This window comes from bacterium (assembly GCA_016708315.1).
Taxonomy (GTDB): Bacteria; Zixibacteria; MSB-5A5; order CAIYYT01; family CAIYYT01; genus JADJGC01.
The window spans coordinates 89,343-102,394 of the sequence record JADJGC010000023.1 but is presented as its reverse complement, the minus strand read 5'-3'; the positions used below and the strand labels follow the sequence as shown (position 1 = coordinate 102,394).

At 49.3% G+C, this 13,052-nt stretch carries 14 protein-coding genes, 1 other RNA gene and 1 pseudogene; 6 read left to right on the top strand and 10 right to left on the bottom strand.

Annotated features, from left to right (window positions below):
• Positions 1-444 precede the first annotated feature (444 nt).
• The gene (locus IPH59_12720; protein ID MBK7092559.1) at positions 445-1,284 is read left to right on the top strand and encodes a hypothetical protein; all 840 of its coding nucleotides are present in this window, start codon (positions 445-447) and stop codon (positions 1,282-1,284) included.
• 258 nt (positions 1,285-1,542) lie between these two features.
• Positions 1,543-2,578 (top strand): annotated as a pseudogene (locus IPH59_12715) (nitronate monooxygenase).
• Here IPH59_12715 and IPH59_12710 read toward each other — a convergent pair.
• The 6 genes from IPH59_12710 to IPH59_12685 all read right to left on the bottom strand — a co-directional run bounded on the left by IPH59_12710 (position 2,575) and on the right by IPH59_12685 (position 7,651).
• The gene (locus IPH59_12710) at positions 2,575-3,387 is read right to left on the bottom strand and encodes a metal ABC transporter permease (protein MBK7092558.1); all 813 of its coding nucleotides are present in this window, start codon (positions 3,385-3,387) and stop codon (positions 2,575-2,577) included. The pseudogene IPH59_12715 and the gene IPH59_12710 overlap by 4 nt on opposite strands.
• A gap of 5 nt (positions 3,388-3,392) precedes the next feature.
• The gene (locus IPH59_12705) at positions 3,393-4,280 is read right to left on the bottom strand and encodes a zinc ABC transporter substrate-binding protein (protein ID MBK7092557.1); all 888 of its coding nucleotides are present in this window, start codon (positions 4,278-4,280) and stop codon (positions 3,393-3,395) included.
• 9 nt (positions 4,281-4,289) lie between these two features.
• Complete coding sequence (locus IPH59_12700) at positions 4,290-4,955, bottom strand: hypothetical protein (protein ID MBK7092556.1); 666 nt, start codon at positions 4,953-4,955, stop codon at positions 4,290-4,292.
• Positions 4,913-5,386 carry a hypothetical protein gene (locus IPH59_12695; GenBank protein MBK7092555.1) on the bottom strand — a complete coding sequence of 158 codons (474 nt, stop codon included), beginning with the start codon at positions 5,384-5,386 and terminating at the stop codon, positions 4,913-4,915. The genes IPH59_12700 and IPH59_12695 overlap by 43 nt, the downstream gene beginning before the upstream one ends.
• A 550-nt stretch (positions 5,387-5,936) precedes the next feature.
• Complete coding sequence (locus tag IPH59_12690; protein MBK7092554.1) at positions 5,937-6,647, bottom strand: methyl-accepting chemotaxis protein; 711 nt, start codon at positions 6,645-6,647, stop codon at positions 5,937-5,939.
• A gap of 26 nt (positions 6,648-6,673) precedes the next feature.
• Complete coding sequence (locus IPH59_12685) at positions 6,674-7,651, bottom strand: HAMP domain-containing protein (GenBank protein ID MBK7092553.1); 978 nt, start codon at positions 7,649-7,651, stop codon at positions 6,674-6,676.
• A gap of 407 nt (positions 7,652-8,058) precedes the next feature.
• Between IPH59_12685 and ssrA the strand changes: the two genes are divergently transcribed.
• Positions 8,059-8,419, top strand: a transfer-messenger RNA (tmRNA) gene (gene ssrA / locus IPH59_12680).
• Between the two features lie 57 nt (positions 8,420-8,476).
• On the opposite strand, the gene IPH59_12675 is transcribed toward ssrA, so the two are convergent.
• The 4 genes from IPH59_12675 to IPH59_12660 form a co-directional block, all read right to left on the bottom strand.
• A complete protein-coding gene (locus IPH59_12675) occupies positions 8,477-8,980 on the bottom strand; it encodes a tryptophan-rich sensory protein (GenBank protein MBK7092552.1) in 504 nt (167 codons plus the stop codon).
• A gap of 76 nt (positions 8,981-9,056) precedes the next feature.
• On the bottom strand, positions 9,057-9,827 hold the full coding sequence (locus IPH59_12670) for a hypothetical protein (GenBank protein MBK7092551.1): 771 nt from the start codon (positions 9,825-9,827) through the stop codon (positions 9,057-9,059).
• Positions 9,828-9,880: 53 nt separating this feature from the next.
• On the bottom strand, positions 9,881-10,360 hold the full coding sequence (locus IPH59_12665; protein ID MBK7092550.1) for a cobalamin-dependent protein: 480 nt from the start codon (positions 10,358-10,360) through the stop codon (positions 9,881-9,883).
• A 106-nt stretch (positions 10,361-10,466) separates the two neighbouring features.
• Entirely contained in the window at positions 10,467-10,853 is a 387-nt protein-coding gene (locus tag IPH59_12660) for a MerR family transcriptional regulator (protein ID MBK7092549.1), read from the bottom strand.
• A 286-nt stretch (positions 10,854-11,139) separates the two neighbouring features.
• Here IPH59_12660 and IPH59_12655 point away from each other — a divergent pair, with 286 nt between their 5' ends.
• The 3 genes from IPH59_12655 to IPH59_12645 all read left to right on the top strand — a co-directional run bounded on the left by IPH59_12655 (position 11,140) and on the right by IPH59_12645 (position 12,934).
• Positions 11,140-11,361 carry a DUF378 domain-containing protein gene (locus IPH59_12655; protein MBK7092548.1) on the top strand — a complete coding sequence of 74 codons (222 nt, stop codon included), beginning with the start codon at positions 11,140-11,142 and terminating at the stop codon, positions 11,359-11,361.
• Between the two features lie 174 nt (positions 11,362-11,535).
• Positions 11,536-11,979, top strand: a complete 444-nt coding sequence (locus IPH59_12650; protein ID MBK7092547.1) for a fasciclin domain-containing protein — start codon at positions 11,536-11,538, stop codon at positions 11,977-11,979.
• A 268-nt stretch (positions 11,980-12,247) separates the two neighbouring features.
• A complete protein-coding gene (locus IPH59_12645) occupies positions 12,248-12,934 on the top strand; it encodes a DUF4397 domain-containing protein (GenBank protein ID MBK7092546.1) in 687 nt (228 codons plus the stop codon).
• Positions 12,935-13,052: the final 118 nt, after the last annotated feature.

Here is a 13,052-nt window from a genome sequence, read left to right as displayed (position 1 = left end):
TCCTCTAATCGTCTAAACAACTCTTGTCAGAGTCCGGTGGCAATCACAAAAAACCGGACTCGATCGGGTCCAGCTCGAATTATCCGTGTAATGTCGTATTTAGAGATTAGGGCGGATAGGCCGAGGCGGAACCTTGTCACGGAGCAGGCAGACTACTCCCCGACATTGTGCGGGTGTTTGTTGCCAGTTCATCATCAAGGTTTTCTCCTCGTTAAGTTTGACTGTTATTATCGCAAAAGTTTACGAAAACATGAGTCAGTTTTGTCAAAATAGGATTGATTAAACAACTGTCAAGAAAAATCTTCCAGACAGTACCGGGCATTGCCGGCAATCTCGTTGTAGCGCAATGAATTAATCGATGAAAAAAATCAGTTCTGGAACTTCCCAAAATGTGACAAAAAATCGTCTTGGGAGAATTGAAGCAATACTCTATTATATCTTACTATGAAATTTGCTGACATTCTCAAAGAGGCATTCGTAATCGCTTGGCGTTTCAAGTGGTTTTGGCTTGCAGGATTTATCATTTACCCGCAACTCATTGGCGGGTATCCAACCAACTTCCACTATCAGCCCGGTGATGAGTTTCCGATAAAGGAATTCGCCATACTGATGGGCGTTGCAATGGCGTTCGGTGTATTGGTTTTGTTGGCCGGCGCGATTCTACAGCCGGCGTTGATTCTTGCAACCTCGCATGCCCGTGCCGGAACACCGTTGCGAGCAGGAGAGGCCTTGCGCGCAGGTTTCGATTTCTTTGGCCGCAGTTTGTTGGTCGCATTGCTTTCGATCGGTTGCGGTATGCTGCTTGTCATAATGCTCGGGCTTCCATTGATCATCGCATTTATCAGTTCGGTTGTTCTCGGTATTGTGATTGCGTTGCTCTTTGTGCCGGTCGCTATTGCGGCGACACTATTCCTGACGACTGCTATGAACTACACATACCGAAACATCGTCTTGTACAACTTGAGTATCGGCGATGGGGTCTCGAAGTCGCTTGCGCAGCTTTCTTCGGCAAAGTTGCCATCGCTCGGACTATGCCTTTCCGCCCTTGTCATCCCGGGCATTGCCCTGTTTCCCGTGTCGATGATCTTTGCAGTGTCTCAGGCCGCGATGCTTTTTACCGGCCAAGAATCCGGCATATTGATGGGGTTGTACTACTTTTTCTCGATTGCCCTCTCAATTCCATTGGCAGGCTATTTCGGAGCTTTTGGAAGCGTTCTGTTTACAATAGCGCATTATGAGTGGTTTGTGCGAGAGCGCTCAAGTGATAGCCAGGTACCGTTTTGAAACCACGCGACACGATACTCACTGCCAATTCCCCTGACATTCACAGTTTCATTGGCAATTGAAGTGACTCTTTGAAGACAATTTGTATTAGCTTTATCTTAAACATTTACGTAGATTTAATGGTCCACGGTGGTAACCAACCGCTGTAGTATTCACTTCTATCCGGCCTCAAGGAACATTCGCTTAGATGACGTCCAGAAGTATCCGCCCCTTTCAATCGGTGATATCAGCGCTCGAATTCCAATAGTTCAAGGCGGAATGGGTGTCGGAGTCTCGCTTTCCGGTCTCGCAAGCGCTGTCGCCAATGAGGGCTGTATCGGTGTGATCGCTTCTGCGGGTATCGGTATGAACGAACCGGACTTCTACTCCAACTTCCTCGAAGCCAACACACGTGCGCTACGTCGCGAAATTCGCAACGCCAAATCACTGTCAAAAGGCCTAATTGGGCTCAATATCATGGTTGCTTTCTCTAACTTTGGCGACTTGGTACAGACTGCTATTGAGGAAGAGATAGACATTATCTTCTCCGGAGCCGGACTCCCGCTAAATCTGCCCCAATACCGCAAGCACGATACCAAGACCAAACTCGTACCCATAGTATCATCGTCGAGGGCCGTCGGGTTGATCTGTAAGCGATGGTTGAGCAAGTTCGACTATCTTCCGGATGCTTTTGTTGTCGAAGGACCTCGAGCTGGCGGACATCTTGGATTTCGAATCGAGCAGATAGCGGATCCGGAGTTTGCACTCGAGAAATTGATCCCGCCAATTCTTGACGAGGTCGCCATTTTCGAAAAACAAACTGGCAAGAAGATTCCGGTCATTGCCGCCGGCGGAATCTACACTGGCAGCGATATTCACCGATTTATTGACATGGGTGCGGCTGGTGTTCAAATGGGTACCCGCTTCGTCGCAACATTCGAGTGCGATGCAAATGAAGCATTCAAGCAGGCCTATGTTGATTCAGTCGCGGACGATATCGTGATTATCAAGAGCCCAGTTGGTATGCCGGGCAGGGCGATCCGCAATAAATATCTGGACGATGTCGTTTCCGGAATGAAAAAACCTTACAAGTGTCCGTACCATTGCATCATCACTTGCGACTATCAGAATTCGCCTATTGTATTGCCCACGCTTTGATAAGCGCTCAAAAGGCTATCTCCATAACGGATTTGCCTTCGCTGGTGCCAACGCATATCGCGTCGATGAGATCATCTCAGTGAAGGAACTCGTGTCGGCGTTGATCGCTGAGTACGAGAACGCCGACATTGAGTTCACACGAACCGTTGGGAACTAACAGACAGTTCTCCCTCCCATTACTAACCTAAGTCCGCCAAACAGCAGCAGCATTGCACCGAATGTGCATACGATTGTCGCGCCCGGCGGTGTGTCGATCCAGAATGAAAGCAGCAGTCCCAGCACTGAACCAACCAAACCGAACATCCAACCCAAAATCAAATGCTTGGCTATGCCGTTGGTTGTCAATGCGGCGAAAACTGATGGTACCACCAAGAAGATGAATACTAGCAACACACCGCAGATCTTGACCGAACTGGTTACAACAACGCCGAAAGATGCATAAAACAAGAAATCCCACAGGCGTCGGTTCTTCGGCAAGTCTCCACCTCCGAATGTCAGCGCAGCGAACTTCCGGAAGTAGATCCAGTGAAAAGCGCCAACGAGCGTGTAGACGACTGCAGTTTTGAGAACAACGAGCGGCGTCACAGTCAGAATGCTCCCGATCAGAAGATACTTGATATGCTCAGCGCCTTCTGGAGAATGGCTCACTGCCATGATTGCCGCCGCAGCACTCACGGCATATGCGATACCAATGATCGCCTCTTGGGGGATCTTGCCTTCTATCTCACGGGTGAATGCGAAAATCACGGCGCCCAAGAGCGCAAAGGCGAGAGAAAAGAAGTACGCGACACTACTGTCAAGCTCGAAACCCAAAAGAAAGGCGAGTGTGCTCCCCAGCGCAGCTACCTGCGCCAGGGAGAGGTCTACGAAAATGATTCCGCGTTTGATCACATGCAGGCCAAAGTAGACATGGATGCCAACTAAGACGACGCAGATCAGAAGCGGCCAAACCAGTAAATCAAACATCTCCGCTACCTAATCTCTTCGAGTAGGGCATTGATGTTGCCGCGAAGCCAGTCAATGTACGACTCGTCCTTGTCACGCCCGCCAATAGAGGGATACAGTACCACTACCTTTGCTCCCGATGACTCGGCAATTCGCTGCGGAACGCGTTTCTCAAAGTATGGCTCAATCGCGATTATTTTGATCTGCTGTTTCTTAACCAGTTCTATCATGTCTCCCATATGAGACGGTGACGGCGCAACCCCAGAGAACTTCTCAATGAATCCTGCCAGTTTGATTTCGAAATAGTCTGCGAAGTACGGCCATGAATTGTGGTAAGTGACGATTTCGATTCCTGCCAATGGCGCGGCGAGCGCCTTGATGGCCGGGAGCTCGGAATTCAGATTCTTGAGGAACTTATCGCGATTTTGTGCGAAAACTCCAGAATTCGCAGGGTCAACACTTGATAGACCATCGAGAATTGCGTGCGTTATCGGTTCTACATTGGCGGGCGAAAGCCAATAGTGAGGATTGCCGAATCGGTGTAAGTCGCCATGTGAAGCATCAGCGTGGAAAGTAGGCACTTCCACTGGCGTAATATACATCGAGCAGTCAATCTTTTTGAGTTTGCTATTTCGTGAACCGTCAATGATTTTGTCGATCCAAGTGTCGAGTTCAAGGCCAATCTTGAAGACAATGTCCGCGTCGCGCATCTTGACCATATAGCTCGGACGTACCTCGACATAATGCAAGTCTGCGGTTGGAGCTGCAATACTTGCAACCTCGACCAAATCCCCCCCGATGACAGTAGCGAAGTATGCCAAGTCACTTGTGGATGTCACGATTTTGACGGCAGCATTCGCGCTTACAGAAACGAAGAATGCAAGCGCGATCAGAGTGTTTATGAATAGTTTCAACTTAATCTCCTAAAAGTTGTGCGGTTGGTGTGGTCCCAGCGAAAACACGAATTGCGGTGTTGCTGTCCAAAATCCATCGCCTTCGTTTGGTGTAGTCCAGTCTCCGACTATTCGGATCAATGTCGTTTCTTCGATCGGAGCAAACCCGATAAACCCGGTCACTCGCGTGACATTCGCGTCGTTATCGTTCGCATCCTGTGCATACTCGAACATTGTTCCCACGTTGTATTTCTGGCGGAATCGATAATCCAAATAGGCATAAGCTCCAGACGAGCTGACTGCTTCTCCTTCCAAAACCTCGCGGCGGTTGTTCAAGTATTCGCCTTCGACAGTGAGGGCACTGTTTCGATTTGGTTTCCACTTGTATTTTGCGTCAATTCCGAAGACTCGTGCACGCAGCCGCTCATCGCGATCGTACTCCGAAGTCACGACTGAGACCCCGGCCGTCAGTTCCGCAGACTCAGACAGCGAGCCGGATGTCGTAATTCTACCGAAAAACCCAGGCTTAATCCGCGGTTCTTCACCCTCTAGTGCAGCAACTGATTTTGTAATCTCAAGCGGCTCTTCCGTAATTTCTTCTTCCTCGCCGGCAAGAACCTCTCCTCTCAGCACAGCTGCCATGACTTCCGTATTTAGCTTACCAGTCGGGAGTGCGAACGAGGCACGAATCGCCATATCGTTAAGACCTTCTTCCCCGAAATACATTTCATGGGGCAGAGGTTGGTGAACAAACAGTACGCATGCGGATGAACTGGATTTAACCGGCCAAATTCCAAACGGTATTTGCCGGCGCGCAGGTTCATTCCCAGCGGCAGGCCACGCAATATTGTCGCGTACAATTCCTCGATTTCCGCCTTTTCGCCACCCTCCCATGCAAGGACAAGGTCTGCGCGTGAGTAGGGATTGAGATACCCTGCCACTACGATTTCCATATCAGGTGACGTGAGGTTGAATTCGCTTTCCTCTGACGGTCGTGATTTGTCGTTATGAGTAAAAGTCCGGATGTCTCCAACCACGGATAGGTCGGGATTCAATGTCGTCTGACCAAAAGCAGTAGACAGAGCGACAATGCTCGCGCAAGCGAGCAGAAATACTCTTGCAAACATTAGATTTCTCCTGTGACCAACTCAAGTCGGCGCACGATTACCCAGCTGAGGAAAAAGTGGAGGCCGAGATTGGCAAATTGTTCTTAGTTAGATTTGTTTGAGACTGGCGGACTAAGACGATGCAGGAGGTGCCCGATTTGGAGTTGAAGCGCAAATGAGAAGATTCGAAGGCTTGAAATCCGCCAAGACTTCAACATAGCGGATTGGTGGGATTACGATCAGTGCCAGAATCAGAATCGCAGGAAGAGCAATGTCGATTCCAAAGTGGCAAATCGGACATTCTTTTGCTGCAGTTCGTGACTATGGTGATGCTCAATAGTGTGAAAGACAAAGAAGCTGAAAGCCAGCAATAGGCTAGCAGCAATCCAGTATTGAAGATTCCGTCGACTTAGCATCATCTCATGATACGAAAAGACTACTGGTTCTTCAAGTTGAAATTCACTTGGAAATCCCAAGCGCGAGAACGAAACACTAATCAATAGAGTTGGTTCGGTGAGAACGGCCCACAGCCGAATCTCGACTACAGGCCGTCAAACTTATGTGAGCGAGGCTAGGAGTTTACTTTGAATCGCCCAACAATCTGCTGCAAGTTTTCAGCTTGTTGACTCAAGGAAACTGCTACATGCGCTGATTGCTCAGAGTTGACGGCGGTTTCCCTTGTGACTTTCGAGATGTGTTCGATGTTTCTAGCAATCTGTTCGGCCGCTGAAGATTGTTCCTTTGATGCCGCGGCAATCTGGGTGATCCGATTGGTGACTTGTTGTGCCATTGTCACGATTTCACGCAGACTGTCGCCAGCTTGCTCAGCTAACTCGCGCCCGCTATTCACATGAAGCGTCCCTTGCTCCATGCCGCTGACTGCCGTCAACGTATCTTGCTGGATACCTTTGATCATGTTTGTGACTTCACTTGTTGCTTTGGCGGTGCGTTCCGCGAGCTTTCTTACTTCATCTGCTACAACCGCAAAGCCGCGACCTTGTTCACCAGCGCGAGCTGCTTCAATTGCGGCATTGAGTGCGAGAAGATTCGTCTGGTCTGCAATGTCATCTATGACAGCGACTATTTGTCCAATTTCGTCAGCTGAAGCTGCCAACTTCTTAATTGACACGGCAGCATGCGTAACGACTTCAGCTACCTTCTGCATCCCCTGATGAGTATTCTCGACTATTCGACTGCCGTCGGTTGCAGTCGTCGCAGCACTATCCGACACAGTTTTGGCATCAATCGCGTTTTGTGATGATTCGAAGATAGTTGCTGACATCTGTTCAATCGCTGCCGATACCTGATTCACTTCATCAGATTGCGCCTTTGACCTCGGGAAATCTGATCGGACGATTCGGCTATGCCACTTGCCGCCTGCACGAGTTGATTTGCGTTATCTCCTAACTGATGGATCAAAGCGCTCAAATTGCTGATCATTGATTTGAATGAAGCACTCAGAACATCTCGGGCTGACCGAACTTCGACTTGTACCGTGAAATCGCCTTGCGCCATCTTCTGAGTCACATCAGCGAATCCACGAATGTAGTCGATTAAGCGTTGAATTGATTGCAGCAGACTTCCAATCTCATCGTTTGACTTTATTTGCAGGGTTTGGTCTATGTCGCCTTCAGCGGCCATTTCCAATTTTGACTTCACAGACTTCAGAGGGTCGAAGATCAACTTCTTCTGGACAACAAGAATGCTCGCTACAAGTATCAGAATACCCATGATAGATAGAACGGCGTTAGTGAAGTAACTGGATGTGGTTGCCGCCGAGAGCGCCTTCATCGACTGAGCCATCTTTAGTCCACCAAGGACTTTTTCTGCATCTGCATCATGGCACTGTACGCATGCGGGTTTATTCTCCAAGACATGATAAGTGACCTTGACCGGTACCCCGTCGACTTCGGTATTGAAGACCGTGTCTGATAGCGACTCAAATAGTGCCTTCCACATCGGATCAGCCGCCGGCTTATCGACGAGACTCTTGTCCGAAGAGCGTTTCACTTTCAAATCCGCATCTACTACGGTGATTTCTTCGAGCAACCCTTTTGACACAATTTCCTCGGTGAGCGGTTGAAGGTTCTCATTCTCTCCGTGGATCATGATTTGTTCAAGTTGTTGCGTAATAGTCCAACTGAGATTACGACCTGTCTCGGTACACATTTCCCCGATTGTACTGCTTTGAAGGTGGCTGTTGATTGTGGACATTGCTCCAAGTACAAGAAACAGGCATGCACAAATTACGATTGTTACTTTGGCTTTGATCGACAATTTCTTCATTGTGATTCCCCAGTTTTTCGGCCCAAAAGATCACTGTCTAGCGCAGTAGTCGATTTCCTTTACTTATATCGGCACTAGAGCGAAAAGTGATATGTACTAGACCTTGGAATTGTGTTGATTCTGAGACTAGTCTAGTCCAGCATTGATATCAGATTGGTTCACACTGAAAAGGCGACACGAGAAGTCTCAATTGCGATTTCTTCCTGCCCGGCTTTCCCATTTATGTCAGCTTTTTAGCGATCCCGTTGGGGTGTATTGTGCGCTATGATGGTGTCGAGAATGGTATTGGTCTATTTTTGAAGCTGCATAAAGAATGCTATTGCGAATCTACTTCATCAGGGCTTGCGATTTAAGGAACTTGACGCGGCAATTTCCGATATATATACTGGATGACTTGTTAGTCCTTTGGGGGTGACCTGGTTTCGACGGGGTAAGCGAGGGTTAACTTGCGCGCCGAGATTGCGCCGGTCTCGTTAAACAGGCGTAAACCAATTGAATGGCAACAACTACGCCATTGCTGCTTAACTAAACTAAGCATGCCGTTTTGCACGAGGCCCGCCATCAGACGTTGTGCAAAGCGCCGTTAATTGATGGATAGCCTTACGACTCGGTCGGGCGGACGCGAGGCGAAATTAACAGCACGACTGGCTGATTGGTAGCTTTAGCCTTGCGGCGATCTGATCAGCGAGATTAAATGCAAAGGACACGCGCGTAGACGGTTAATTGGCGTTCATCTCGGACGGGGTTCGATTCCCCCCACCTCCAATTTATTAGATCTATGTTCTCTATGTGTGGGTGATGGTCTATAATCTTCAGTGCCTTCTGTCAGTTGCTCTTATTCAACTGCCAGATCGTGTAGTTCAAAACTGCGGCGAAAGACACCCAGGCAAGATAAGGCACGAAGAGAACGCCAGCGGTGACGCTCACTCGCCAAAAGGCCAGCAAGGTTAGAAGGATCATTCCCCACAGTACCACAATCTCAGCGAACGCCAGACCAGTCCTATGCAAGCCGAAGAAGATCCATGACCACGCCCCGTTAAGGATCAATTGAACTATGAACAAGCTCAGAGCAAGCTTCGCTCCCGATATTCCTGCGCGTCTCCAGACTAGCCATGCGGCTACCCCCATGCTCAAGTAGAGCACTGACCATACCGGCCCGAAGAGATACCCCGGTGGTGTCCAGGATGGCTTCTGGAGTTGAAGATACGACTCACCGGGCGTAAATCTCGAACCAACCCAAGCCGTAAGAAAACAGAGCCCTACCCATGCTATCAGGACGATGACCTGACCTGCAGGGCTTACTCGAGTCGCTTCAGAGAACTTGATCATGGTCTTCTTCCTTCGATCGTCAGGAATTGCGGATATTTTATGGACACACCGAAGTCCGTGACTTCATCATTGCCTGTCAGATTCTCCAAGCCGCGCCTAGCACAAGGTAATTCACTAGTGCAAACGTGTAAACTTCATCGTTGTCAGCTCCCCCTTCAAGCAGGCGATAGCCGATCTTGAATTGCAAGCTCTCGGAGGCCCTTGCAGTGAGCACCACGAGAACATCTTCTGCTCGCCCTTGTGGAGCGGCCAAGGCGTCGCCATCGAGTATTAGTCCAAAATGTGGACTAATCGTCCATTGGGCTCGAAAGTTGATCAAGGGCACGAACCCGGTATTCGTCTTCTCAAATCTCTGGTCCCCGTCTTCGACGCTGATCGCAGCATCTCGAATCTTGCCGGTGAAACCAATGCCAAAGCGTAGTTTCTCGCGACGATAGAAATCGTAGCGGTACGTCACTCGATACGAATCGAATCTGTACTTCGCTCGAACAAAAGTGTTGGCGGCAAATTCACCGCCTGCGAATTTGAGAACTTTCTCCAGTCGGCCTTCCGCATTGAAGGTCAGGGGAGCGATCAATAAGGACAGACTGTGTTTATCGCCAAACATGCGGGAAAATCGCGCCCGCCAGAATACCGTTTGATCGATCTCAAGATCACGGGAGAGCGAAAACTTCGTACCGGTATTCCCGGGGATTCGCACATTGTTGTAACCACTGATAGCCAGCCCAGACTCAAGGTCAATACTCCATCTTGTCTTAGCCGCTACGGGAGAGACTAGTCCAATTAGTAGCGCCACCACGAGGATTACTGGCGTTCTCTTTATTACGCTGCTTATTAGACGTTCCATTACCTTCTTGTCTTACCAACTGCGATTTTCAAACCAACGGCCTTCTATGGACATTAACGGCCCCTCTTCGGCTTCTTGACTGAGGACGTTGTTCTGCCTGATCGCAACAGCTCCAGCTGAAGTCGAAACGTATCAATATCTGTCACTCGGAAGGCGTGGATTGAGGCGATTGTATCCTTATATGCCTCAGCTGTCCGTCCGCCAATCATTATTGAGACGCTCTCGGGAAGAATACGCCTGAGTCGACTTAGCTCTGCCGGGAGTTTGGAATCATCGAACGGGAACACCACGCTCAAGGCGATAGCACGGGCGCCGGATTTTTGGACGGCACCAGCAATCTCATCAGCTGGCAAATTCGATCCGAGAAAGACGGGGCGCCATCCTTCTAAGGCGGCAGCAACCGCGACTACCAATGCACCCAGTTCGTGCAGTTGTCCAGCTGGCGTCGCAACTACGATTGAAGGTCGGTTGATTGGGTACCGCATGGAAGCCAGCAATGCGCCGACATGATTCCGGATTATTGCGGTAGCCATATGTTCGTGGGCAATTCGAATCTTTCCTTCTTTCCACAACTCGCCGATTTATTCCATCAATGGCATGACTACTTGGTCAAGCGCCTGCGTTTGCCCCAGATCTACATCAGCGTGTGACAGAATTGCACCCAGTTCTTGCGAAGTCAAATTTTGTAATCGCATTTAGCGCAAGCTCGATGAAATTCGGGCTCACGCCCTTGTCTTTGAATCTGGTTACTGCAGGATTTGGGAAGTCCTTTCCGACTAGCTGCTCGAGCTTGGGAGTAGGAAGTGTCGCGATATCACTGATTCGGTGCCCTGCGTGGACAGCTCGATTGAGGAGTGCGAGCCTCACCACATCGGCTTCGGTGTAGAGCCTTCGGTTGGATGCGGTTCGAATAGGTCTCACCACAGAATAGCGCCGTTCCCAGATGCGAATTATATGCTGACTCAATCCGGAACGCCGTGCGACTGCTTCGATTCCCAATTCGGCGTTGGTCAAACTCTTTGTCATCGTTAATGGCTCAATTCTGGGTTTCGATCATTATCTAGACAAATGATAATCAAATTCTCAACTTAGACAACAAGAATTTAATGTGCCGGTTCCCTGCTTGGCGTTTCGTTGTTCGTTGGCTGCACGTAAGATGTTGACAGAACAATATAGTTACAATGTTTCTTCAAATTTCCTTAATTTTTCGAGAACAATTTTGTGTGATTGAGGTTAAATTAGTCAAGAGTTAGACAAATAGTAAACATGTGACTCGATGAAGTAGTTAACATCTAATGCAAAGGAAACGAAAATGAAATCACTCGACATTCTTGCCGCAATCCTGCTGGTCGTCGGTGGACTGAATTGGGGGTTGGTTGGAGTCCTGAACTTCAATCTGGTAGCCACTCTACTCGGTGACGGAACTGTCCTTGCCAAGGCAGTATATGTCCTGGTTGGAATCGCAGCTATCTATCAAGCAGCCGGCTTTAAGTCGATCCAGAGCCGCTGGGGAGTCGCGACTCGCAGTTACTAGTGTCGCAAACTGAATCAGAATTGAAGCATTCTAAACAGGAGAGAGTAAATGAACAAGAAACTCACAACCATTGTAGCCGCTATCGCGCTGCTTTTCACCGGAATCGGAAACCTCAACGCTGGTAGCTACGGTAAAGATGCCGCTTCTACCGCACAAAAAACAGGAGATTCAAAAATGGAAGCCAAGACTACTCAGAAGCCGATGGACATAGTCGAAACCGCTGTCGCCGCCGGTTCGTTCAACACGCTCGTCGCAGCCGTAAAGGCTGCGGGTCTCGTGGAGACTCTCAAGAGTGCCGGACCTTTTACGGTGTTCGCTCCGACAGATGAAGCGTTCGCCAAGTTACCGAAAGGTACTGTTGAAGCCTTGCTCGCTGACAAGGCGAAACTCACTTCGATTCTTACCTATCACGTCGTTTCCGGTAAGGTCATGGCAGCTGATGTTGTGAAACTGACCGAAGCCAAGACCGTCAATGGACAAATGGCCAAGGTTACCGCCAGCAAAGATGGCGTTATGATCGACGGCGCCAAAGTGATCACGACTGATATCGTGACCTCCAATGGCGTAATCCATGTCATCGATTCGGTAATCCTGCCGAAGGACGACGCGAAGAAGTAACCTCATTTTGGATAGGGCGCTGCGCACATTCAGACTCCTGGAATGACACGTTCCGCGCGGTGTCCTTCCAAAATGGGAAAGTGTATTAGGAAAACAGAGAGTACCGTTGTGTCCATCACTCCTGTTACCCGCCCGGATGAGCGGGAGAAATATCTCTCGCTCATCTTCGAACAGAAGAGTATGGCCTTAAGGAGATAGTTTTGCCTGCTCTTTCGGAGCAGTTCATGAGACGACTTAACGAAAAGATAACCTGAATTAGGAGACAGAGATGTTTAGGAAAACAGTATTAACTTGTATGCTACTGGCTGCAGTATCAATGGTAATGATCTCGTGTAGTGATGATGACAATCCAGTAGTTCCTACCGACAAGGCGACAGTAATGGTTGTTCACGCGTCGCCGAATGCGCCGGCCGTTGATCTGTTGGTGGACAATAACGTTGCGGGCAGCGGTTTGGCCTTTCCCAACAACACAGCTTACCTGTCTGTCGACGCCGGTACGCGCAACGTGAAAGTAAATGTCGCGGGGACTTCAACTACCGTGATCAACGCTGACCTAAGTTTGACGGCCAACGAAAGTTACACTGTGTTTGCGGTTGATTCTGTCAGCAAGATATCAACAGTCGTGTTAAATGACAATCTGGCGGCGCCAGCAGCAGGGAAGGCGCATGTTCGATTCGTACATCTGTCACCAAATGCGCCAGCCGTTAACATAACTTTGACGAATGGCACTATTGTCTTCGGTAACAATGCGTTCAAGCAGGCAACCGATTTCACCCCGCTTGATGCTGGGACCTATGATCTTCAGGTCCGTGATGCCGCCACAAACAATACGGTGGTGCTGGATTTGCCCGGGATAGCACTGACAAATGGCAAGATCTATACCGTCTTCGCCAAAGGATTCCTGGGAGGAACAGGCGCTCAGGCTCTTGGTGCCCAGATCATCGTAAACAAATAGTCCATCTTGATCTGAGACTCGGCCGATGTCGGCCGAGTCTCGGCTACCTGAAGCTTCGGTTCAACTACACCTTAGCACCAGTCAGCAAAGCGCTACGTAACAACAAAGGTGCTTTCAC

Bases quoted from the DNA above. Each gene is read 5' to 3' on its own strand.
- IPH59_12720 (MBK7092559.1), top strand. From the start codon at position 445: ATGAAATTTGCTGACATTCTCAAAGAGGCATTCGTAATCGCTTGGCGT.
- IPH59_12710 (MBK7092558.1), bottom strand. From the start codon at position 3,387: ATGTTTGATTTACTGGTTTGGCCGCTTCTGATCTGCGTCGTCTTAGTT.
- IPH59_12700 (MBK7092556.1), bottom strand. From the start codon at position 4,955: ATGGCGATTCGTGCCTCGTTCGCACTCCCGACTGGTAAGCTAAATACG.
- IPH59_12695 (MBK7092555.1), bottom strand. From the start codon at position 5,386: ATGTTTGCAAGAGTATTTCTGCTCGCTTGCGCGAGCATTGTCGCTCTG.
- IPH59_12690 (MBK7092554.1), bottom strand. From the start codon at position 6,647: ATGTCAGCAACTATCTTCGAATCATCACAAAACGCGATTGATGCCAAA.
- IPH59_12685 (MBK7092553.1), bottom strand. From the start codon at position 7,651: ATGAAGAAATTGTCGATCAAAGCCAAAGTAACAATCGTAATTTGTGCA.
- IPH59_12675 (MBK7092552.1), bottom strand. From the start codon at position 8,980: ATGATCAAGTTCTCTGAAGCGACTCGAGTAAGCCCTGCAGGTCAGGTC.
- IPH59_12670 (MBK7092551.1), bottom strand. From the start codon at position 9,827: ATGGAACGTCTAATAAGCAGCGTAATAAAGAGAACGCCAGTAATCCTC.
- IPH59_12665 (MBK7092550.1), bottom strand. From the start codon at position 10,360: ATGGCTACCGCAATAATCCGGAATCATGTCGGCGCATTGCTGGCTTCC.
- IPH59_12660 (MBK7092549.1), bottom strand. From the start codon at position 10,853: ATGACAAAGAGTTTGACCAACGCCGAATTGGGAATCGAAGCAGTCGCA.
- IPH59_12655 (MBK7092548.1), top strand. From the start codon at position 11,140: ATGAAATCACTCGACATTCTTGCCGCAATCCTGCTGGTCGTCGGTGGA.
- IPH59_12650 (MBK7092547.1), top strand. From the start codon at position 11,536: ATGGAAGCCAAGACTACTCAGAAGCCGATGGACATAGTCGAAACCGCT.
- IPH59_12645 (MBK7092546.1), top strand. From the start codon at position 12,248: ATGTTTAGGAAAACAGTATTAACTTGTATGCTACTGGCTGCAGTATCA.